The sequence below is a fragment of the Pandoraea bronchicola genome (genome assembly GCF_902459805.1).
Lineage (GTDB): Bacteria > Pseudomonadota > Gammaproteobacteria > Burkholderiales > Burkholderiaceae > Pandoraea > Pandoraea bronchicola.
On sequence record NZ_CABPST010000009.1, the window covers coordinates 178,869 to 200,146 of the forward strand.

The following is a 21,278-nucleotide window of genomic DNA, read 5'->3' on the forward strand; positions in this document are numbered from 1 at the left end:
GATGCAAGCACCCGTTCTCTTCTGTTCGAACTCTTTCTGGTCGATCCACAACTTTCGTGGCGGTCCGATCCGCGCACTGCTCGCTGACGGCCATCCGGTCCATGTCGTCGCCCCCGATGACGACTACTCGCCGTTACTGCGCGAAATGGGCTGTACCGTCCATATCATGCCGATGGCGTCGAAAGGCCAGAATCCGCTTCAGGACATTGCGCTGACGATGCGCCTGTTCCGTCTGTACCGGCGTATTCGTCCGGCGGTCTGCTTCCACTACACGATCAAGCCGAACATCTACGGCGCCGTAGCGGCCCATTGGGCGGGCATTCCGTCGGTATCCATCACGACCGGCCTGGGCACCGTGTTCATCAACAAGTCGCTGATTACACACGTCGTACGCCTGTTGTACCGGTACGCGTTCCGGCACACGCTGGAGAACTGGCTGCTCAATGAATCGGACTTCGATGCCATGGTCAGCGGCGAACTGGTCGATATGCGCAAAGCGCGCCTGCTTCCCGGGGAAGGGGTGAATCTCGATCATTTCGCCCTCGCCCCGTGGCCGGCAGACGACGGGACGTTCCGCTTTCTGCTGATTGCGCGGCTATTGCGTGACAAAGGCGTGCTGGAGTTCGTGGATGCGGCGCGCGCGCTCAAGGCGTCGATGCCGCACGTTCGATTCCAGTTGCTGGGGCCCGCCGACGTCGAAAATCCGACCGCGATCTCAAGGGAGCAGGTCGCCGCATGGGAGCGGGAAGGTCTCATCGAGTACCTGGGCGTGACGCAGGAAGTGCGCCCCTTTATCGCCCAAGCACACTGCATCGTGCTGCCGTCCTACCGGGAAGGCTTGTCCCGGACGTTGCTCGAGGCGAGCGCCATGGGGCGCCCCGTGATCACCACCGACGTTCAGGGTTGTCGCGAAGTGGTGAGCGAGGGTGTCACTGGATGGGTCGTACCCGCGCAGAACGCAACGGCATTGAGCACGCAAATGAAGCATGTGGCAAGCATGTCCCCCCTTGATCTTGCGGCGGTTGGGCGGGCTGGGCGTGCTAAAGTAGCGCACAATTTCGACGAGCGATTGGTGATCGCCGAGTATTTCAGAATACTTGGCGAGGTCAATAGGGGGGCCCCGCGACACCCGACCCACGTTTAACCGGGTTCTTGCGAGAACACCATTCGCCTATAAGAACTAAGCAACGCGATTAACTTGTCCGTACTATGCTGAACCTGACATTGGCATTGGTGGTTTCATTCGTCACTACGCTGCTTATCGTGCGGTATGCCCATGTGCACGCGCGTTTTTCCAGCGATAGCGATACGAAAGGGGTTCAGAAGGTTCACGCCCATCCTGTGCCTCGAATTGGCGGATTGGGGATTATGCTCGGTCTGCTCGTTGCGGCAACGTTCGCGACGTTTAACTACCGCGGTGGACGGCTCGGCGAGATCCTGATGCTGACCGCCTGCGCTGCCCCGGTGTTTCTGAGCGGTTTCATTGAGGACATCACCAAACGGGTATCACCGCGTGCCCGTTTGCTCTGCGCGATGGCTTCCGCACTCGTGGCCTATTGGGTGCTGGGCATCCATATCAACCGCATCGATATTGCCCCGATTGACAGTCTTCTCGCAATTCCGTTGATTTCCGTCGTGCTGACCGTTGTTTGTACGGCGGCCATGACGAATGCCATCAATATCATCGATGGCTTCAATGGACTCGCCGCGATGGTCAGTATCTTCATGTTCATGTCGCTCGGCTATGTCGCTTTTCAGGTAGGTGATAGCGTTGTCCTTTCTGCGGCAATGATTATGGTCGGTGCCGTTCTCGGTTTTTTTATTTTGAATTATCCGAACGGACTGATCTTCCTCGGAGATGGTGGCGCCTACTTCATCGGATTCATGCTGGCGGAACTCGCCATACTTCTGGTAATGCGAAACCCGATGGTTTCTCCCTGGTATCCGGCGCTCATGCTGATTTACCCGATTTTTGAAGTTTGCTTTTCGATTTACCGGCGGCGTTTCGTGCGGGGTGTCTCGCCCAGCATGCCTGACGGCGTTCATCTGCATATGCTCATCTACAAGCGCGTATTGCGTTGGGCCGTCGGTTCAAAAATTGCGGCACAATTGGCTCGCCGCAATTCGATGACCTCGCCATATCTTTGGGTGCTGTGTCTATCGGCCGTAGTCCCGGCAACGATCTTCTGGCGACACAGCGGCTTGCTGGCGACTTGTTGTCTCATGTTCATCGTGGTGTACGTCTGGTTGTATCAGCGCATCGTACGATTCCGTTCGCCGCGCTGGATAGTTTTTAAGAAAAAGTAAGCCACGTTCCAAATCATCTCTTCGATAGCCGCGTCAGCGACTATCGCACCGCATCATGCTGAGTCTTGCCATCGCCCTCGTCGTGTCGTTTGTCGCGACGCTGTTGATCGTCCGCTACGCGCACGTTCACTCACGCTTCTCCGGCGATAGCGATGTCGCCGGGGTACAGAAGTTTCACGTGCGCCCGGTGCCGCGCATCGGCGGCGTCGGCATCCTCGCGGGCCTGCTCGTGGCCGCCACGGCGCTCGGCGTCTCTTATCCCAAGGTGTCGCGCGACATTCTGCTGCTCATCGCCTGCGGCCTGCCGGCTTTCCTTTCCGGCTTCATCGAGGATGTGACCAAAAGGGTGACGCCGACGGTGCGCCTCGTCTGCACGATGTTCGCGGCATTGCTGGCATGGTTCATGCTCGATATCCACATCACCCGCATCGACATCGGCTTTGTCGACCGGGCGCTGATGCTCGCCATTGTGTCGGTACCGCTTACGGTGCTGTGTGTTGCCGGCATGGCCAACGCGGTCAATATCATCGACGGCTTCAACGGGCTCGCAGCCATGGTCGCGACGATCATGTTCGCCTCGCTCGGTTATGTGGGATTTCAAGTCCAGGACCCCGTCGTGCTGACCACGTCGATGATCATGGTGGGCGCCATCCTCGGGTTCTTCATCTTCAATTTCCCAGGCGGACTGATTTTCCTGGGGGACGGCGGGGCCTACTTCCTCGGCTTCATGCTGGCCGAAATCGCCGTGTTGCTGGTCATGCGCAACCCGCAGGTCTCGCCGTGGTATCCCGCCCTCATGGTGATTTACCCCGCCTTCGAAGTCTGCTTCTCCATCTATCGCAAACGCTTCGTGCGCGGCATCTCGCCCGGCATTCCCGATGGCGTGCATCTGCACATGCTCGTCTACAAGCGGTTGATGCGCTGGGCCGCAGGCTCGCGCACGGCGAGCGCACTGACGCAGCGCAACTCCTTGACGTCACCGTACCTTTGGCTGCTATGCTTGCTGGCAGTGATCCCGGCGACGGTTTTCTGGCGACATAGTCTGGTGCTGGCGTTGTGCTGCGTCGCCTTCATGGTGACGTACGTCTGGCTGTACCTGCGCATCGTTCGCTTCAAGGCGCCACGCTGGCTGATCTACAAAAAATGAACGACCCCGGGGGCGATGCGCCGAAGGTGTATAGCCTCAGCACGCGACATCCCTCCGGATCGGGACAACAAGACAAGACAGCGCCACCTACGCGATGCGTGACATCTATGCCATCGGCGACCTGCAAGGTTGCCAAACGTCGTTTGAACAACTGCTCGCACGCCTGCCTCAGGATGCGGATCTCTGGCTGGCCGGCGACCTCGTCAACCGTGGTCCGCGTTCGCTCGACACGCTGCGTCAGGTTATCGCGCTGGGCCACCGCGCGACGGCCATCCTCGGCAATCACGATCTGCATTTGCTGGCCGTGGCCGCAGGTGTGCGTCAGGCCCACGGCAGCGACACCATCGACGACATTCTCAACGCGCCCGACCGCGATGCCCTCATCGACTGGGTTCGCCATCTGCCGCTCGCACACCTCGCGCATGGCCATCTGATGGTGCATGCCGGTGTGCTGCCGCAATGGGACGCCACCCAGGTCATCACGCTCGCCCGCGACGTAGAGACGCAATTGCGTGGCCCAAACTGGAAGACGTTCCTCTCGCGCATGTTCGGCAATCAGCCCGATCAGTGGCAAGAGGGGCTGAGCGACGAGGACCGTCAGCGTCTCACGATCAACGCACTCACCCGTATGCGCTTTTGCACGGCCGACGGACGCATCGACTTCAAGATCAAAGAAGGCGCCGATGCGGCCACGACCGAACTGAAGCCCTGGTTCGACGCGCCGGGCCGTCGCACGACCGACGTCACGGTGGTGTTCGGTCACTGGTCAGCACTCGGTCTGGTGATGCGCGAGAATGTGCTCGGACTCGACACGGGCTGCGTCTGGGGCGGCCAATTGACGGCGGTGAAGCTCGCCAGTTCACTCGCCGGGCGCGATCTGATTCAGATCGATTGCCCGCAGATTCGCGATCCGTTTGCGTTCGCGGACAGTAAGAAGCGCGGCAAGATGAAAAAGGCCGATAAGGCCGAAGACGCCATCAAGGCCGCGAAAGCCGAGAAGCTCGGCAAGGGCGCGCGCAAGCTCGACAAGGCCGATAAACCCGCGAAAGCCGATAAGATTCAGCGGGTCGACAAGATCGACAAGGAAACAAAGCGCAAAAGCGCTTGAAGACGGACCGCGCTCACCGCCATCTCCAGGTCAAACGAAAACGGCGCCTTACTGGCGCCGTTTTTCATGCCGGTATACGTCACTCGCGTCAGACCTGAACCGCCTGCGCCCCATCGCCTTCCTCGTCGCCCAACACTACCGAATCACGCGAGCCGACCGAGCCGCTTTGCGGCAGCACCGCCTCAGGCAAGAATCGCTGTAACGCATCGCCAACGGCCTTCTGCGCACCGAGTGCGAATTCGCGCCGATGTTGCCCTTCCTGCGGAGACTGGGGTTCGCCGATCGACAGGCGCACCGTCATGGGAGGTGCACGCAGAATCATGTCGATGGACTCGATCAGACTCATCTCGCCAATGTATGCCGGTGCCATCGTATGTCGTCCGCTCGCGGCATCGGTATAGAACAGGCAGAGCGGCTGCACGGGCTTACCGGTACTCACCGGCGCTTGCAGCAGGTTGGCGTGAAACGGCAACAGACTACGGCCATCCGTAGTCGTGCCCTCAGGGAAAACCGTGATGATGTCGCCGTCGCGCAGACAATCGGACAGGTAATGCATGATCCGGCGCGCATCGGCACGGCGCTCTCGTTGCAGGAAGATCGTGCGCGTCTGCACACACAGCCAACCGACCAACGGCCAATGGCGAATCTCTGCCTTCGCGACGAAGCGCACCGGTTGCCACGCATTGATCGCGAAGATATCGATCCACGACACGTGATTGCACAGCAGCATCACGCCGCTGTTGGGCAACGCGGCATGCTGCTCGACCTCGAGACGCATGCCGCACAGCTTGAGCAACTTCTGCGACCACGCACGAATGCGACGATGCTTCGCCGCCTCGGACAGAAACGGGAAGAACAGCAACGCAGTCAGCAGGCCGCGCAAGAGGTGCAGGCCGAGACGAATTTTTTTGATTAACAACACGGCAATCGCATCCTAAACGGCGAGGGTTTCGTGCGCCACGCGGCCACCGACCAGCGTGAAACGTACGCGACCCGGCAATTCGTATCCCAGGAACGGGGTGTTGTGGCCGGCGCTGCGCAACGTCTGCGCGCCAACCGTCCAGTGCGCCGACGGTGCGAACACGCAAACATCGGCCGGCTGCCCCGGCGCGAGACGGCCTGCGCCCGGCGCTACCGCTACGAGGCGCTGTGCCGGCCCGTGCGTCACACGTGCCAACGCATCGACCAGCGGCACGCGCGACTCGTCGGCCCATTTCAGGACCAGCGACAGGAGCAGTTCCAGTCCGCTCGCGCCCGGCACAGCTTGCGCAAACGGCACCAGACGCGCATCGGCAGCGAGCGGTGTATGGTCCGAGCAGATGGCGTCAATCGTGCCGTCCCGTGCCGCCTCTCGCATGGCCTCACGGTCCCGTTGACCCCGCAGCGGCGGATCGAGCCGGTACTGGGCATCAAAATAACCGATATCCATGTCGGTCAGATGGAGATGGTGTGCGGCGACGTCGCACGTGACCGGCAACCCTTCTGCCTTTGCGGCTCGCACCAGCGCCAGCCCTGCGGCAGACGACAAACGGCACAGATGCACCCGCGTGCCCGTAACGCGAACGAGTTCGAGAAACGTGTGGAGTGCGATCGTCTCGGCGGCCACCGGAATACCCGCCAGGCCAAGACGCGAGGCAACGGCCCCGCTGGCAGCCACCCCGCCCGCCGCCAGTGCGGTATCTTGCGCACGCAACCATACCGTCAGCCCGAACGTGCCTGCGTATTGGAGCGCGCGCAACAACGTGCGGTTATCGGGCATCGGCGCATTGGCCTGCGAAAGCCCGATGCAACCCGCCTGCGTCAACTGCGCCATTTCCGTGAGTTCGCGGCCCGCGAGGCCGACCGTCAGCGCACCCAAGGGGTGTACCTGCGCAAGATGCGTGGCGCTGGCGCGCAATTGCAGCATCTCGACAAGATCGGGCTCGTCCAGCACAGGGTCGGTATCGGGGGGACAAACCACGCGCGTCACGCCGCCCGCGAGCGCTGCGGCCGCTTCGCTGGACGCCGTCATGCGGCGCGCGGCCAGATCGACGAGCCCCGGCATGATCGCCAACCCCGTCGCGTCAACAGTGCGCTCGGCCGTAAAGTCGCCAGGCACCGCGCCCAGCGCAGCGATTTTTCCTTCGGCGATGAAGACGTCCTGAACCTGGTCGGTTCGGGTCGCGGGATCAATGACGCGACCACCCTTCAAATGCAGTTTCATGGTGCGCTTACCCGTGGTTTGCGGCGACGATGCTCATCACCGCCATGCGCACGGCAATGCCGAACGACACTTGTTCGAGAATGACCGACTGCGGGCCGTCTGCGACCGCCGAATCGATCTCCACGCCGCGGTTCATCGGACCAGGATGCATGACGATGGCATCGGGCCTGGCCAACGCCAGACGCTCCGGCGTCAGGCCGTAATACTTGAAGTACTCGGCGGCGGACGGCAGCAACGCACCGTTCATCCGCTCGTTCTGCAAACGCAACATGATGATCACGTCGACGTCGCGGAGCCCTTCGTTCATGTCGTGAAACACACGCACGCCGAGTTGCTCCAGCCCCGTGGGCAGGAGGGTTCGCGGACCGATGGCGCGCACTTCCGGCACGCCGAGCGTCGTGAGCGCGTGAATGTCCGAACGCGCCACGCGCGAATGCAGAATGTCGCCGACGATTGCGACCGTCAGGTTCTGAAATTCGCCCTTGTGATGGCGAATCGTGTACATGTCGAGCAAGCCCTGCGTGGGGTGCGCGTGACGCCCGTCGCCAGCGTTGATGACATGCACATGCGGCGCACAATGCTCGGCAATCAGATACGGCGCCCCCGACTGGGCGTGACGCACGACGAACAGGTCCGCGTGCATCGCCGACAGATTGCCAATGGTATCGAGCAACGTTTCGCCCTGGCTCGTTGACGACGCGTTGATATTCAGATTCAGCACATCGGCCGACAGGCGGGCCGCCGCGATTTCAAACGTCGTTCGCGTACGCGTCGAATTCTCGAAGAAGAGATTGAAGACTGACTTGCCGCTCAGCAGCGGCACCTTCTTGACGTCGGCATCGTTCACGCTAACGAACTGCGTGGCGGTGTCGAGAATGTGCGTCAGCACAGCACGCGGCAACCCCTCTACCGTCAGCAAATGCTTGAGTTCACCGTTACGGTTGAGTTGGGGGTGGCCGCGTCGGCCGAGGATTCCGTTAGCCATACTGGGGGGATTCCTTGCCGGCGTGACGTTGTGTGGCGTCGCGCAGAAGACTGTCAGGCGTAATGCCGGTCCGGAGGTCAGGCAGGCACATGCTCGTCGAAGTACTGCTGGAGGATGATGCGGGCGGCTTCGGCATCGAGCGATGTCTTTTGCGAGACCTTGACACCCGCCTCAGCCAGCGACGCCGCGGCAGCAACCGACGAGTAACGTTCGTCGACCCACACCACCGGCACGTCGAATCGCCCGTTGAGTTGATTTCCGAAGCGCTTGGCTTGCTGCGTCATCGCGTGGGGCGTGCCGTCAGGATGGCACGGCAGCCCGACGACGATGAGTTCCGGTTGCCACTCGGCAATGAGCTTGCCGGTCTCGGCGAACCGGACTTCGCGGTTCAGGTTGGCAAGAACGGTGAGTGCGCGGGCTTCGCGCAACAGGAGATTGCCGATCGCCACACCGATCCGGCGCTCGCCGTAATCGAAGGCGAGTACCGTGGCACTGCCTGCCGTCATGCGTGACCTGCGTCAGCGGAAAGCATAGACGACGTCACGCCCAGCAGGGCCAGCGCCGCATCGAAGCGTTCTGCCGGCGGTACGTCGAACACGATGCCCGGGTCGGCGGCAACGGTCAGCCAGCCGTTGCGGCCGATCTCGTCTTCCAGTTGCCCCGCGCTCCACCCCGAGTGTCCGAGCGTCAGCAGGAAACGGCTCGGCCCCTGACCGTTGGCCACGGCTTCGAGTACGTCTTTCGATGTCGTCATCTCGAGACCACCCGGCACCGACAGCGACGAGCTGTACGGTGTGCCGGTCGACTCATGCAGCACAAAGCCGCGCTCGGTCTGCACCGGACCGCCGAAGAACACCGGCTGATGCGCCAGAGGATCGATTTCCAGCTTCAGATCGAGACGCTCGAAGAGCGACTGCAGATCGATGTCGGTAGGACGGTTGATGACCAGCCCGATCGCGCCTTTCTCGCTGTGCTCGCACAGGTACACGACGGTGCCGGAAAACGTCGGATCGGCCATGCCCGGCATGGCGATGAGGAACTGATTCGTGAGATTGATACGGTCGTTCGGCATAGGGCCAAAGTTTATCGGAACCTGTTTGACGGTCTGCCGCCCGGTGCCGCACGCCGCAGCGAGGACATTGACCTCGGGCGGGCTCGCAGCACCTGCCTGCGGCCGGTCAGCGGACGAACTTTTCCGCATCGTGGTACGGCCATCGGCCGCCAAAGGCGACCTTTGCGCCGACTTTATCACGGAACGTCGCGCCCGGTGACGAGCCGCTGCCCGAACACACTGGCATCCAGCGCGCGCTCGCGCCACATTGCCATGTCGGCAATCAGGTCGGGCCGTGATTCGGGATACGTGTCGGCGGCGAACTGGTGAAGCATGCCGCGCAACGCCTTGACGGTCATCGCGAGCGCCGCCGGACCGCCTGGCTCCGCTGGCGGCGAAACCGCGAGACGCTCACCCGTCGCGGCCACCGCCGCCGCGAGCCGTGCAACGGGCGCCAGTCCGATGGCGGCGGAGTATTCCGCGACCTTCGCCGCCACCGCAGGATCGTTCAAATTCGGAAGCGCCTCATCGGCCAGGCTGAGGAAGGTCTGGCAAACGTCCTGACGCACCGCCAACGGGCCGATGCGCAACCAGTCGCGCGAACTGCTGCCTGCGCCCTGCTTTTGCGCAGCTTGAGCGGCATCGGCCAACGGCTCGGGCAGATGGCCGGGTCGGCGCAGCACGCCGAAATCGGCCAGCAGCGTGCCGAGCCAGCTATCCGGGGCCTGCGCATGCCATGTCGCAAGGGTTTCGAGCAAATCATGACCAGGCACCGCTTCATTGGCGCCCTTTCCACCGGCGCCTGCCGTTGCAGACGCAGTCGTCGCGGAAGCGTCCTGAGCCTGCTGCGGCCCACTGGGACGGGTCAATTGCTTGCGCAAGGCCAGATTCATCCGCCCAATCTGGCGTTTGTCGGCCAGACTCAGCGGGGCTCGGGCAAACCGCAGCCACGCCGCGGCCAGACGCCAGTAATCGAGTGGCGCCGTCGCCCCGGCACGGTGCAGATCCGCCGCGAGATCGGCCAGTTGCCCCAGCGCCGCCGTGGTGTCGGTTGCGTCCGCATCGGGGCGCAACAGGCGCAACAGAACTCGCTCAACGTCCGCGCGCAAGGGTGCCGTGCCAGCAGGTAGCCCGTGCAGGCGCGGGTGTGCGACCACCCATCCTGCCATCCGCAGCTCGCCCGGCGAGGGTGCCCCGGACCAGTTCTCGAACGCAACGCCGGCGTCGGCGGCGGCAGGCGCCGCCACGGGAGTCGCCCCCGCCTGCCAGATGTCGCGTTCGAACTGGCGCAGCGCGTTGCGCTGGGCGTCCTGACTGCCCGGCTGCCCATACGCCGCCTCGGCAATGGCCTGAACAAGGCGTTCGCCGTGCAGCGCCCAATCGGCGTGACCGCTCGACTGGAGCAGCCGATTGGCCCGTCGCAACGGCCCAAGCGCTGCCGCAGGGCCGTTTGACCAGGCGTCGGACGCTTCGGTCAGCGCTTCCGCCACCTCGGGCAGACGCCACAAGGGGGTCGTATCACGCATCTCGCGCGTGGGGGTTCCGGGGGTGTTGATGGTGGTGTCGGAAGGCGTTTGCGGCGTCACCATAGGCCATCTCCTGGCCGTGCGGCCGGTCTTCGTAAATGCGGGCGGGAAGTCCGCTGCGTCACCGGTCCAGCCAACGGCCGGGCGGATCGTCGAGCGCCGTGCCGTGCAGACGGCTTCACGGCGCTCGGCGATATCGGAGAACGCGGCAAACGCGCGGGGATCGCGGAAAACAGGCGGCCGAGCCGCCCATCCTCAGATCTGCACCATCTCGAAATCTTCCTTGCGCGCGCCGCACTCGGGGCAGGTCCAGTTGATGGGCACGTCTTCCCAGCGCGTGCCGGGGGCGATGCCCTCGTCGGGCAAACCTGCCTCTTCGTCGTAAATCCAACCGCAAATGAGGCACATCCAGCTCTTGTATTCCATTCTTTCTTCAGCGACGAGCGTTCCGTTACAATGGCTTGTCAACCGCTTCGGGTCCCGCCGGCAGAGATGTCGTGCGGTGGTGTGGGAACCCTGCCGGTGCATTGTCCCGACAGGTGCTGCCCACGGCGCTTTTCAGCGCTCCGAAACGGGCATTTAAGGCGTGATGGTACCAACGAACCCAAGGCCTGACCAGATCGCCGTCTATCCTGCTTCCATGCACACTGAATCCCCTCCCATTCTTCTGACCTTCGGGCTCTCCGATCCCACTTCGGCAACCGGCGTTCAGGCCGACCTGCTGACCTTCGCCAGCATGGGCGGCTACGGCGTATCGGTACTCACCGGCTACTCCTCCCAGGACTCACGCGCTTGCGATGATGTCCAACCGATCGATCCGGACTGGATCGCCGACCAGGCGCGCATGCTGCTGGAGGACATGCCGGTAGCCGCCTTCAAGGTCGGGAGCGCCGTCAACGCCGAAAACGTCGCGGCGATTGCCGAGATCGTGGCCGATTACGACGAGACACCGCTGGTGGTGGCGCCCGATTTCGGGCTGGCAGGCGAGCATCTGCTCTCCGCAGACGAGTTGCGCGAGGCCACGGCCAGCCTTCTCGTGCCGCAGGCCAGTGTGCTCGTCGTGAGCCCGGCCAGCGCCGTTGCACTGGCGCAGACCGTCACCGAGAACGAGAACCTTTCGCTCGACGAAGCGGTCTCCATCCTGCTGGAGAACGGTTGCGAGTTCGTTCTGGTGAGCGACAGCAACGCCCCGCAATTCACGCACACGCTCTACGCCGACGGCGGCATCATCCGCGAAGACGCCTGGGACCGTCCTCCCCACAATGTGGCTGGCGCCATCGACACACTGGCGGCTGCCGTCACCGCGATGCTCGCCAACGGCCTTGCCGTGCCCGAGGCGGTGCGCGAGGCACAGGAATATTTGCAGCAGGTGCTGGAAAATGCCTTCCGCCCCGGCATGGGACGCCATTTCCCCGACCGGTTCTTCTGGGCCCGCAGCGAAGAGAACGATCAGGAAGGCGCACCGCCCGAAGCCTGAGCCATCGATGGGAGATACCGGAAAGCACAACGCCCGCGAATGTCGCGGGCGTTTGTTTTTACGGGCGGTGTCAGCACGCCATCCATGCCGTCACGACAGTTGGCGCGCTTTCCCTTGCGGAGACACCATCGCATCGTCGTCCGCATCCCCCTTCGGTCGCCCCCAGATCTCGATGACGCGCTTGACGAAGGGAGCCAGGTCATCGCCCTGTGCCCGCAACATGCGGACAAGTGAGGCGTACTGCCCTTCGAAAATCGCCGAGTTGTAGTTCTTCAGACGGCGAATGTCTTCCAACGCTTCATCGTCGCGCCCTGCGATGGCCAACAGCACAATGTAACGCTTGATCATCGTCGGCCCGGCCCCGAGCGCCAGCGCTTCGCGATGCGCCGCCAGCTTCTCGTCGAGCTGATCGCGACTCAGGAACAATGCCCCCGTGACCGCGTAGTCACCGTACGGCGCAAAGAAAAGCGCCGGATCGGTGCGATACATGTCGATCTTGCCAGCGCGATATGCCACCTCGACACGCTGATAGTCGTGGTAAAGCCAGGGAATCGCCACACACGCAAACAGCAGAATCACCCCATTGATGGCGCCGGTCGCTGTCGACGATACGCTATCGATCTGTTTCGTCTCGCAAAATCCAAGCAGGAACAAGGCGGGCAGCAGGAAAAACGCATAGTGCTGCGGGTACTCAAGCATGGCGTGCACGGCAAGCATGCCGAGCAGAATGAATGCCAGCGCGATCGGCGGCGTCTTGATACCGCGCACGGCGCGCACGAACCAGAACGCCAGCGGCACCAGTACCACCAACGTGCCAATGAGGCCAGTCTTTGCGAGCAGGTCGAGCAACACGTTATGGGCGTTGTCAGCCATCTCGACCGGACCGAGCGTGTCGACCAATGCAAACTGCGCGTCGATATAGTTCGACCACCCGGCCCCGAACACCCAATGTTCACGGAAGATAGCGACACCGTACTCCCACAGGTTCAGGCGTCCCGTCACCTGCCCCGCCTGCTGCATGCGGGCCACAGCGCTGCCGTCGAGCTGCAATCCCCAGGCCACGTTTGCCCAGCCGACGAACATCGTCATCAGCGCGAGCAACGGCAGGATCGCGAGCGGCACGAACCATCGCATTGACCGGCGCATGTTGCGCGTCGGCTCGGCGCGCTCCATCCACACGAGCCACAAACCGAACGCCGACAGCAGCGCCAATTGCAGCCACGGGGTACGCGATCCGGTCAGACAAATACCGATATCGAACGCGGCGCACACGGGCAGCCAGAGCCACGCGGGCAGCTTGCGTTGATACCAGAGATAGAAGGCCCCCGCACTGGCGAGCGACAAATACGTCGCCAGGTGATTCGGCTGGTACATATTGCCGAACAGACGCCGTGCGGCCGTCACGGAATACTTGGCCACCAGCCAGGGCACATTGCCTTCCAGATGAAACGCCTGCAAAACCTGCGCGCCAACCGCGTAAAGGCCGCCAAGTGTGAGCGCCACGGCGCTGCATCGCATGAGAACGTTGCGCCAGCCGAGTTGCGCGAGCCAGAAGCCGGCATTCACCGCCACAATCATCGCCACGCCGTAGAGCAACGCCGTCATCATCAGTTGCGGCAGCTCGGTCGGCATCGTGGCGCGTTGCACGAGGATGACCGCCACGAATGCCAGCGGCATCCAGGTGACGCGCGGCATGCGCAGCACCCGCCCGTCGCGTTGCCATACGGCGATCATCGCGAGCACGCCGAGCAGACCGAAGAGCGAAAACGTCAGCGCTTCCGAATAGAACGTGGAAATCGGGTAGGTGTGCTTGACGAGGTTATAGGGCAAGGCCCAGATCAGCGCTACCGTGAGCCCGATCATCGAAAGAAGCAGAGGAGGAAACAAAATCGCCGCCGTGCAATGCACCGGTTGGAAGATGCGCAAGCATAACGAAAAATGGCCGCCCCGGGGGCAGCCATTTCATGCCTGACGCACGCAAATACGCCGTCAATGAACCCATCGCCGCAGCGGGCCACAGTGCATCACGGCGTGTGATGCGCTATGACCGTCTGCGAACCGGACTCAGGCCCCCTTGGCCGTGCCGCGGCACTCCGGCGGCGCCAGCTTGGCGGGCAATGTCGCACCGTTTGGCGCACCTTCACGGCCCTGCGCGAAGCACGTCCACACGATCTGACCTTCGGGCGCCTTGCCAACCGTCAGCCCCTTGGGCGTGCCGTCGGCACCGGCGCTCGTCGGCACCAGCACGATCGCACCGTCGCCCGCGCGTTGGGTGTAGGCGACCGTCACGTTGCCACTCACGGAATCGATGCTCACCGAGTTCACGTTGTCGGTCGCGCTCGGTGCCTGCCAGCCGCTGTTGAACGGCGCACCATGCATGGCGTTCTCGCTCACGAGCGCCTTGGCCGAGGCCGCAGCCCCCAGCCCTTCGACAACGCGCGCGCGCACCAGATAATTCTGCAGATACGGAACCCCTGCCGTGACCAACACACCGATGATCGCCAGCACGATCATCAGCTCGATCAGGGTGAAACCCCGGGATGTGGCGATACCGGTGGTCCGGTGGCCGAAACGACGCATTGTGTAACTCCCTGCGAAAGCAATGAAAACAAAAGGGACATCGGGGGGGAAGTGGGCGGAGTATGCCACAGCCCCAACGGCGAGCGCCCTGCCTCAGATCAAAATCGGGCGGCCCCGTATGGGTGGGGAGAATCGTCCTAGTCCAAGGCGGGACGATTCCTCCGATCAGGGCGCTATTCCCCCGGAAAAGCCACCATCAACCGAGACCAACGACCCCGGCAATGGACTCGATTATTCTGAAGAGGTTGCACGCAATTGACGCGCTTCGCTGCGGCGCTTGAGTACGAGCCCCACGGCCACGACCAGCACGGCACCGGCGGCGCACGCCACGTAATGGGTGAATTCGCCCGCAGCACCTGGCAGGTGCAAGAGGTGACCGATGCCCGGGTCCGAGACAATCAGGCCGCCCGCGATCCAGCCAAGCAGAGCCGCACCGGCGATGACGATGAACGGAAACCGATCGAGCGCCTTGAGTACCAGTTGCGAGCCCCAGACGATGAGCGGAATGCTCACGAGCAAACCGAAGATCACGAGCGGCAATTGATGATGGTCGGCGGCGCCTTCTGCCGCGCCGGCAATGGCGATCACGTTATCGATACTCATCACCAGATCGGCGACGATGATGGTCTTGACGGCGGTCCAGAGTTTGTCGGCCGGCTTCACGCTGTCGTGGGCGTCATGGTCGGGCACCAGCAGCTTGGCGCCGATCCAGAGCAGCAACAGCCCGCCCAGTGCCTTGAGATACGGCACGGCGAGCAGCGTCACGGCGAATGCGATGAGGATCACGCGCAGCACGATTGCGCCAACCGTCCCCCACATCACCCCCTGCAAACGTTGCTTGGCCGGCAGATTGCGGCAGGCGAGCGCGATCACCACGGCATTGTCGCCACCCAGCAGGATGTCGATCATGATGATCTGCAGGACCGCGGCCCAGTTCAGCTCGGCAAAAAACGCAAGCATGGCGGGAATATCCTAGGGAGCGAATGAAACGAATGCGTTGGGAAAGGCAATAGCAAAAAAGGGAGCCCGATGCTCCGGGCTCCCTTCTTCCTGACCGGTCTGACAACCGCCGGTTCCGGCGGCTGTCGTGCGGTCATCCGGCGGGAATTACAGCGCAGCCTTGAGCAGGCGGCCCATTTCCGACGGGTTACGGGTCACCTTGATACCGCAGGCGTCCATGATTTCCAGCTTGGCTTCGGCCGTATCGGCACCGCCCGAGATCAGCGCGCCGGCGTGGCCCATGCGCTTGCCCGGGGGCGCCGTCACGCCCGCGATGAAGCCGACGACCGGCTTCTTCATGTTGCCCTTGATCCACTCGGCAGCCGTTGCTTCGTCCGGACCGCCGATTTCACCGATCATGATCACGGCGTCCGTATCCGGATCGTCGTTGAACATCTGCATGACGTCGATGTGCTTCAGACCGTTGATCGGGTCGCCACCGATACCGACGGCAGTCGACTGGCCCAGCCCCAGGGCGGTCAGTTGGCCCACGGCTTCGTACGTCAGGGTGCCCGAGCGCGACACCACGCCGATGCGACCCTTCTTGTGGATGTGACCCGGCATGATGCCGATCTTCAGTTCGTCCGGCGTGATCACGCCCGGGCAGTTCGGGCCGAGCAGCAGGGTCTTGCGACCTTCGCGACGCATACGGTCCTTCACTTCGATCATGTCACGAACGGGAATACCTTCCGTGATACAGATCGCCAGATCCAGGTCGGCTTCAACAGCTTCCCAGATCGCAGCAGCAGCGCCTGCGGGCGGCACGTAGATCACCGAGACGGTCGCGCCGGTTTGTTGCTTGGCGTCCTTGACCGAACCGAAAATGGGAATGCCCTCGAAGTCTTCGCCAGCCTTCTTCGGGTTCACGCCTGCGACGAACGCGTTCTTGCCGTTCGCGTATTCGCGGCACATGCGGGTATGGAACTGGCCGGTTTTGCCAGTGATACCCTGGGTGATGACCTTAGTATCTTTGTTGATCAGAATCGACATTGCTTGATTTCCTTCATCCGGTTGCCGGGCAGCGTTCGCACAGCCCGTCAGGGCAGCACGCCGCTGCGGCTTCGACTGTTCTGGTTACTTGCCTGCGGCAGCCGCGACAACCTTCTGGGCAGCTTCTTCCATGCTGTCCGCAGAGATGATCGGCAGGCCGGACTCGGCGAGCATCTTCTTGCCCAGGTCCTCGTTCGTGCCCTTCATGCGCACGACCAGCGGCACCTTCAGCGAGACGGCCTTCGACGCTGCGATCACGCCTTCGGCGATCACATCGCAACGCATGATGCCGCCGAAGATGTTGACCAGAATGGCGGTCAGGTTCGGGTTCTTCAGCATGATCTTGAACGCTTCGGTGACCTTCTCGGTCGTGGCGCCACCGCCCACGTCCAGGAAGTTCGCCGGCTCGCCGCCGAACAGCTTGATGGTGTCCATCGTGGCCATGGCCAGACCGGCACCGTTCACCAGACAGCCGATGTTGCCGTCGAGCGAGATGTAGGCCAGGTCGAACTTCGAGGCTTCGACTTCAGCCGGATCTTCTTCGTCCAGGTCGCGGTACGCGACGATTTCCGGGTGACGGAACAGGGCGTTCGAATCGAAGTTGAACTTGGCGTCCAGGGCGGTGACCGTGCCGTTGCTGCTCACGTTCAGCGGGTTGATTTCGGCCAGCGACGCATCGGTTTCCCAGAAAGCCTTGTACAGACCTTGCAGGATCGTGCGGGCTTGCGAGATCGAAGCGTCGGGGATGCCGATCTTCTTGGCCAGATCGTCGGCTTGCGCGTCGGTCAGACCAACGGACGGCTCAACGATGACCTTGTGGATCAGTTCCGGGTGCTTTTCGGCGACTTCTTCGATGTCCATGCCGCCTTCGCTCGAACCCATCAGCACGATCTTCTGCGAGATGCGGTCGACCACGAGGCTGACGTACAGTTCGTTCTTGATGTCGGCGCCTTCTTCGATCAGCAGGCGATTGACCTTCTGACCTTCCGGACCGGTCTGGTGCGTGATCAGTTGCATGCCGAGGATCTGGCTGGCGTATTCGCGCACTTGCTCGATCGACTTGGCAACCTTCACGCCGCCGCCCTTACCGCGACCGCCTGCGTGAATCTGGGCCTTGACCACCCAAACCGGACCGCCGAGTTCTTCGGCTGCCTTCACGGCCTCGTCCACGGAAAACGCCGGAATGCCGCGGGGCACCGCGACTCCGAATTTTCGGAGGATTTCCTTGCCTTGATACTCATGAATCTTCATGCGTGATTCCCTTCTTGCTGAGTTGGAAGTTTGGGTTCGAGCTTGCGAGTCGAGGCTCCATCGCGCACCGCTTCTGTTGTGACGGGCGTCGTGGGCTCGTTCGCTCGATCGTTTGCGCGGCCGTTGAACCAGCGCGGGTAAAACCGGCGCACTGCCTCGCCATCAAACCGCAAGGCGTGACAATGTCCGAGTTGGAAAGGAGGTGCCGAGCTGTCGGCATCATTGGCGGCCTTGAGTGCCGTATCGGGTGTATGAATGACCACCCCGGCAAAGGCCTGAATCGCTGCCGTCGGCAGGACACTGCAAAGTTCGGTCAGATGGGTGCAACCGGCCGCGCCGCCAAGGCGCTCACGGACCGCGTGACGGAAGCCGCGCCGCAGGTTAAGCCCGATCAATTGACGGTATTCAGGGCCGATCTGGTCGCAAATGCCGGGATACGGCACCCAGTCAGAGACGGCCTCAGCGTCACGCACCTCGAAATCCTCATCGATCGTCAGACGCAGCCAAAGCTCGTGAATCGGCGTGCCCTCCTTGCGAAGTCCCGTTGCCAATGCAAAATCCCGATCCTTATGATCGGTTAAACGGGCTTCGATGTCCCATAGGCCATCGTCGCGCGAATACGCTTCGACAGCGATCGTGCGGCGGTGACGCAGGGTACGAGAGACAGGCTCAGAGAGCGGCATGCGAGAGTGTGCAATGCATGAACGCAGAAAGACCTTGATTCTAGCATAGGCCGCGACGCCCTCTGCCGCAGCGCAGCAGAAGCCCGCCGCATAAGGCTCAATTACCCGACCCATCGGTCGGGTTTTCAAAATCGCGGGATCGTCGCACGCATGGTGCGACGCCATATGGCGATAACTGTGGCATGACGCGTCACGCGAGATTCATCGCCGCGTTACGCCAACATTCATGCGGGCTGCAAACCAGCGGCCGTCATCGGCGCTTCGTCGATGAATGACCCGGTATCCATCAGGAAGTCGACTGAACGCGCGTCAAGAATCGTCCGAAAATTCATCAGCGCCCCGTACGATTTTGCTGATAACGGTACGCGAGAAGCCGCGCGAGGCAAGAAAGCGCATCTGCTTGGCCCGCGCTTCGGGTGTGGTGGCGAGCTCGCCGAACTTCTTTTGCCACACAACGCGCGCGCGCGCGAGTTCCGTGCCGCGCAGTTGCTCGGTGAGCGCAGCGACCGTCTCGGCGTCGACCTGATGTTGCTTGAGTTCGTTGACGATACGTGTCGTACCCATGCGCGATGCGCGCCGGTTCACCACGCTTTCCGCAAACCGTTCGGTGGACAGCCAGCGCTCCTGCTCAAGACTGTCGAGCATGCGATCGAGCGCTTCGGGGTCCTCGGCATCGGCATAGGGCACGAGCTTGCGGCGCAGCTCCGTTCGGCTGTATTCACGACGCGCGAGATAAGACAGCGCACGCGCTTTGAGGCTAAGCACGGGTTTGCGTGATCGCTTGACCGAAACGGCTTCGTCGCCTGGCGGCGGCGGCGGTGCATTCGGGTCTCGGGGAGGACGGCGATGGATCATGACCTCATCCTGGCGCAATCAAGGGGGAACTAGAAAGCAAAAACGGCAACGCGACGCCATATGGCCTCGCGTTGCCGTTCCGAAACGGGGCTATCAGGCCTCGTCTTCTTCTTCGATCTCGCCGGTCTCGTTGATCGCCGTCACGCCGAGCGATGCACGCACCTTGTTCTCGATTTCGTGGGCGATATCCGGATTTTCGCGCAGGAACTCGCGCGCGTTGTCCTTGCCCTGGCCAATCTTCTCGCCGTTGTAGCTGTACCAGGCGCCGGCCTTCTCGACGATCTTGGCGTTCACCCCCAGATCGATGATTTCACCTTCGCGCGAGATCCCCTGACCGTAAAGGATGTCGAAGATGGCTTCGCGGAACGGCGGCGACACCTTGTTCTTGACGACCTTGACGCGAGTCTCGTTACCGACGACTTCGTCACCTTTCTTGATCGAGCCGATACGGCGAATGTCCAGACGCACCGACGAGTAGAACTTCAGTGCGTTACCGCCCGTCGTGGTTTCCGGGTTGCCGAACATCACACCGATCTTCATACGAATCTGGTTGATGAAGATCACCGTGCAGTTCGTACGCTTGATGGTGCCAGTCAGCTTGCGCAGCGCCTGAGACATCAGGCGCGCCTGCAGACCCGGCAGCGAGTCGCCCATCTCGCCTTCGATTTCGGCCTTCGGCACCAGCGCCGCGACCGAGTCGATGATGATGAGGTCGATCGAGCCGGAGCGCACCAGCGCGTCGGCGATTTCCAGCGCTTGCTCGCCCGTGTCCGGCTGCGAGATCAGCAGTTCCGGTACCGAGACGCCCAGTTTGTTGGCGTAGCCGACGTCGAGGGCATGCTCTGCGTCGATAAACGCGCAGGTGCCACCGATCTTCTGCATTTCAGCCACGACTTGCAGCGTAAGCGTGGTCTTACCCGACGATTCCGGGCCGTAGATTTCGATCACGCGCCCGCGCGGCAAGCCACCCACGCCAAGCGCGATGTCCAGACCCAGCGAGCCGGTCGAGACGACCTGGATGTCCGCTTCGACCTCGCCGTCGCCCAGACGCATGATCGAGCCCTTGCCGAATTGCTTCTCGATCTGCGCGAGGGCGGCGGCGAGCGCCTTGCCTTTCTCGGCCGACAGATTGGCAGACCCTTTCTTGCTTTCTTCCATGAATCGTCCTTTGATATGATGAGCGAGACGGCTCGAGTGAGGCGTGAATGCCAGTACTGTATAAAAAACCAGTGCTGTTTGCAAGTGCCTGTTGTCCGAAAGCGCCGAAACGACAAAAAAAGCCGCGAACCACGCGCCGCAACATCACCGGAGACACACCGCTGCCGTCAGGCGCCGGTGCCTAGACAAGCCTATCACGCCCATGCGAATTCTCATCGCAGAGGATGACAGCATTCTGGCTGACGCCCTGACCCGCTCGCTGCGTCAGGGGGGCTACGCCGTCGATCACGTCAAGACAGGGCTCGAAGCCGACTCCGCGCTCTGCGCCCAGACGTTCGATTTGCTGATTCTCGACCTTGGCCTGCCCCGCCTTCCCGGTCATGAAGTCCTGCGCCGGCTGCGCGCACGAAATTCCCATTTGCCTGTATTGATCCTGACGGCGTCGGACAGCGTTGACGCTCGCGTGAAGGGCCTTGACCTCGGAGCTGACGACTATATGGCCAAGCCGTTCGCCCTCGCCGAACTCGAAGCGCGAGTGCGGGCGTTGACCCGGCGCGGCGCGGGCGGAGGCTCTACGGTCATCCGCCATGGCCCGCTCAGTTTCGATCAGGTGGGCCGCACCGCCTATATCCATGAGCAGATGCTCGACCTGTCTGCCCGCGAACTCGAATTGCTCGAAGTCCTGCTGCTTCGCACGGGCCGCCTCGTCTCCAAGGAGCAACTCGTCGACCATCTGTGCGGTTGGGGCGAAGAGGTGAGCAACAATGCCATCGAGGTGTACATGCACCGGTTGCGCAAGAAGATCGAGCCCAGCGGCGTACGCATCGCCACGATCCGCGGGTTGGGGTATTGTCTGGAGAAGCCGGCCGCAACGCCTGCCAACGCGGCCTAGTGCGCCGAGTGCGGCGTCAGCCGTTCCAGCCTCTTTAGTCTTCCCGTCCGATGCGTCTGAGCTTTC

21 protein-coding genes are annotated in these 21,278 nt (G+C 62.4%); 6 read left to right on the top strand and 15 right to left on the bottom strand.

Annotated features, from left to right (window positions below; genetic code table 11):
* The first annotated feature begins 1 nt into the window (after position 1).
* The 4 genes from PBR20603_RS16970 (at position 2) to PBR20603_RS16985 (ending at position 4,562) form a co-directional block, all read left to right on the top strand.
* Complete coding sequence (locus PBR20603_RS16970) at positions 2-1,144, top strand: glycosyltransferase family 4 protein (RefSeq protein ID WP_150560670.1); 1,143 nt, start codon at positions 2-4, stop codon at positions 1,142-1,144.
* 65 nt (positions 1,145-1,209) lie between these two features.
* On the top strand, positions 1,210-2,307 hold the full coding sequence (locus tag PBR20603_RS16975; RefSeq protein ID WP_150560671.1) for an MraY family glycosyltransferase: 1,098 nt from the start codon (positions 1,210-1,212) through the stop codon (positions 2,305-2,307).
* 55 nt (positions 2,308-2,362) lie between these two features.
* A complete protein-coding gene (locus tag PBR20603_RS16980; RefSeq protein WP_150560672.1) occupies positions 2,363-3,454 on the top strand; it encodes an MraY family glycosyltransferase in 1,092 nt (363 codons plus the stop codon).
* Between the two features lie 94 nt (positions 3,455-3,548).
* The gene (locus PBR20603_RS16985; RefSeq protein ID WP_150560673.1) at positions 3,549-4,562 is read left to right on the top strand and encodes a symmetrical bis(5'-nucleosyl)-tetraphosphatase; all 1,014 of its coding nucleotides are present in this window, start codon (positions 3,549-3,551) and stop codon (positions 4,560-4,562) included.
* A gap of 88 nt (positions 4,563-4,650) precedes the next feature.
* Here PBR20603_RS16985 and PBR20603_RS16990 read toward each other — a convergent pair whose 3' ends face one another.
* The 7 genes from PBR20603_RS16990 to PBR20603_RS17020 all read right to left on the bottom strand — a co-directional run bounded on the left by PBR20603_RS16990 (position 4,651) and on the right by PBR20603_RS17020 (position 10,753).
* Positions 4,651-5,484 (bottom strand): lysophospholipid acyltransferase family protein, encoded by an 834-nt coding sequence (locus PBR20603_RS16990; RefSeq protein WP_150560674.1) that lies wholly within the window; start codon positions 5,482-5,484, stop codon positions 4,651-4,653.
* Between the two features lie 12 nt (positions 5,485-5,496).
* Positions 5,497-6,765, bottom strand: a complete 1,269-nt coding sequence (locus PBR20603_RS16995) for a dihydroorotase (protein WP_150560675.1) — start codon at positions 6,763-6,765, stop codon at positions 5,497-5,499.
* A gap of 7 nt (positions 6,766-6,772) precedes the next feature.
* A complete protein-coding gene (locus PBR20603_RS17000) occupies positions 6,773-7,750 on the bottom strand; it encodes an aspartate carbamoyltransferase catalytic subunit (RefSeq protein WP_150560676.1) in 978 nt (325 codons plus the stop codon).
* 77 nt (positions 7,751-7,827) lie between these two features.
* Complete coding sequence (ruvX, locus tag PBR20603_RS17005) at positions 7,828-8,256, bottom strand: Holliday junction resolvase RuvX (protein WP_150560677.1); 429 nt, start codon at positions 8,254-8,256, stop codon at positions 7,828-7,830.
* Positions 8,253-8,822: a YqgE/AlgH family protein gene (locus tag PBR20603_RS17010; RefSeq protein WP_150560678.1), complete on the bottom strand. Its 570-nt coding sequence runs from the start codon at positions 8,820-8,822 to the stop codon at positions 8,253-8,255. Before PBR20603_RS17010 ends, ruvX begins: the two co-directional genes overlap by 4 nt.
* A gap of 176 nt (positions 8,823-8,998) precedes the next feature.
* Positions 8,999-10,390 (bottom strand): hypothetical protein, encoded by a 1,392-nt coding sequence (locus PBR20603_RS17015; RefSeq protein ID WP_150560679.1) that lies wholly within the window; start codon positions 10,388-10,390, stop codon positions 8,999-9,001.
* A 192-nt stretch (positions 10,391-10,582) separates the two neighbouring features.
* Complete coding sequence (locus PBR20603_RS17020) at positions 10,583-10,753, bottom strand: rubredoxin (RefSeq protein WP_006400971.1); 171 nt, start codon at positions 10,751-10,753, stop codon at positions 10,583-10,585.
* A 214-nt stretch (positions 10,754-10,967) separates the two neighbouring features.
* On the opposite strand from PBR20603_RS17020, the gene thiD reads away from it, so the two are divergent.
* Entirely contained in the window at positions 10,968-11,804 is an 837-nt protein-coding gene (gene thiD, locus PBR20603_RS17025) for a bifunctional hydroxymethylpyrimidine kinase/phosphomethylpyrimidine kinase (RefSeq protein WP_150560680.1), read from the top strand.
* Positions 11,805-11,894: 90 nt separating this feature from the next.
* Here the strand turns inward: thiD and PBR20603_RS17030 are convergent, their stop codons facing one another.
* From PBR20603_RS17030 to recA, 8 genes are all read right to left on the bottom strand, one after another.
* The gene (locus tag PBR20603_RS17030; RefSeq protein ID WP_150560681.1) at positions 11,895-13,667 is read right to left on the bottom strand and encodes an O-antigen ligase family protein; all 1,773 of its coding nucleotides are present in this window, start codon (positions 13,665-13,667) and stop codon (positions 11,895-11,897) included.
* A 201-nt stretch (positions 13,668-13,868) separates the two neighbouring features.
* Positions 13,869-14,384: a pilin gene (locus PBR20603_RS17035; protein ID WP_150560682.1), complete on the bottom strand. Its 516-nt coding sequence runs from the start codon at positions 14,382-14,384 to the stop codon at positions 13,869-13,871.
* A 231-nt stretch (positions 14,385-14,615) separates the two neighbouring features.
* The gene (locus PBR20603_RS17040; protein ID WP_150560683.1) at positions 14,616-15,344 is read right to left on the bottom strand and encodes a TerC family protein; all 729 of its coding nucleotides are present in this window, start codon (positions 15,342-15,344) and stop codon (positions 14,616-14,618) included.
* 147 nt (positions 15,345-15,491) lie between these two features.
* Entirely contained in the window at positions 15,492-16,373 is an 882-nt protein-coding gene (gene sucD, locus PBR20603_RS17045) for a succinate--CoA ligase subunit alpha (RefSeq protein ID WP_042113006.1), read from the bottom strand.
* Positions 16,374-16,457: 84 nt separating this feature from the next.
* Positions 16,458-17,624, bottom strand: coding sequence for an ADP-forming succinate--CoA ligase subunit beta (sucC, locus tag PBR20603_RS17050; RefSeq protein ID WP_150560684.1), 1,167 nt, complete (start codon positions 17,622-17,624; stop codon positions 16,458-16,460).
* Entirely contained in the window at positions 17,621-18,307 is a 687-nt protein-coding gene (locus PBR20603_RS17055; RefSeq protein ID WP_150560724.1) for a DUF2889 domain-containing protein, read from the bottom strand. The genes sucC and PBR20603_RS17055 overlap by 4 nt, the downstream gene beginning before the upstream one ends.
* A gap of 309 nt (positions 18,308-18,616) precedes the next feature.
* The gene (gene recX, locus PBR20603_RS17060) at positions 18,617-19,072 is read right to left on the bottom strand and encodes a recombination regulator RecX (protein ID WP_343041951.1); all 456 of its coding nucleotides are present in this window, start codon (positions 19,070-19,072) and stop codon (positions 18,617-18,619) included.
* A 183-nt stretch (positions 19,073-19,255) separates the two neighbouring features.
* Complete coding sequence (gene recA, locus PBR20603_RS17065; RefSeq protein ID WP_069342508.1) at positions 19,256-20,320, bottom strand: recombinase RecA; 1,065 nt, start codon at positions 20,318-20,320, stop codon at positions 19,256-19,258.
* 202 nt (positions 20,321-20,522) lie between these two features.
* On the opposite strand from recA, the gene PBR20603_RS17070 reads away from it, so the two are divergent.
* Positions 20,523-21,212, top strand: coding sequence for a response regulator transcription factor (locus tag PBR20603_RS17070; protein WP_150560686.1), 690 nt, complete (start codon positions 20,523-20,525; stop codon positions 21,210-21,212).
* Positions 21,213-21,278 lie beyond the last annotated feature (66 nt).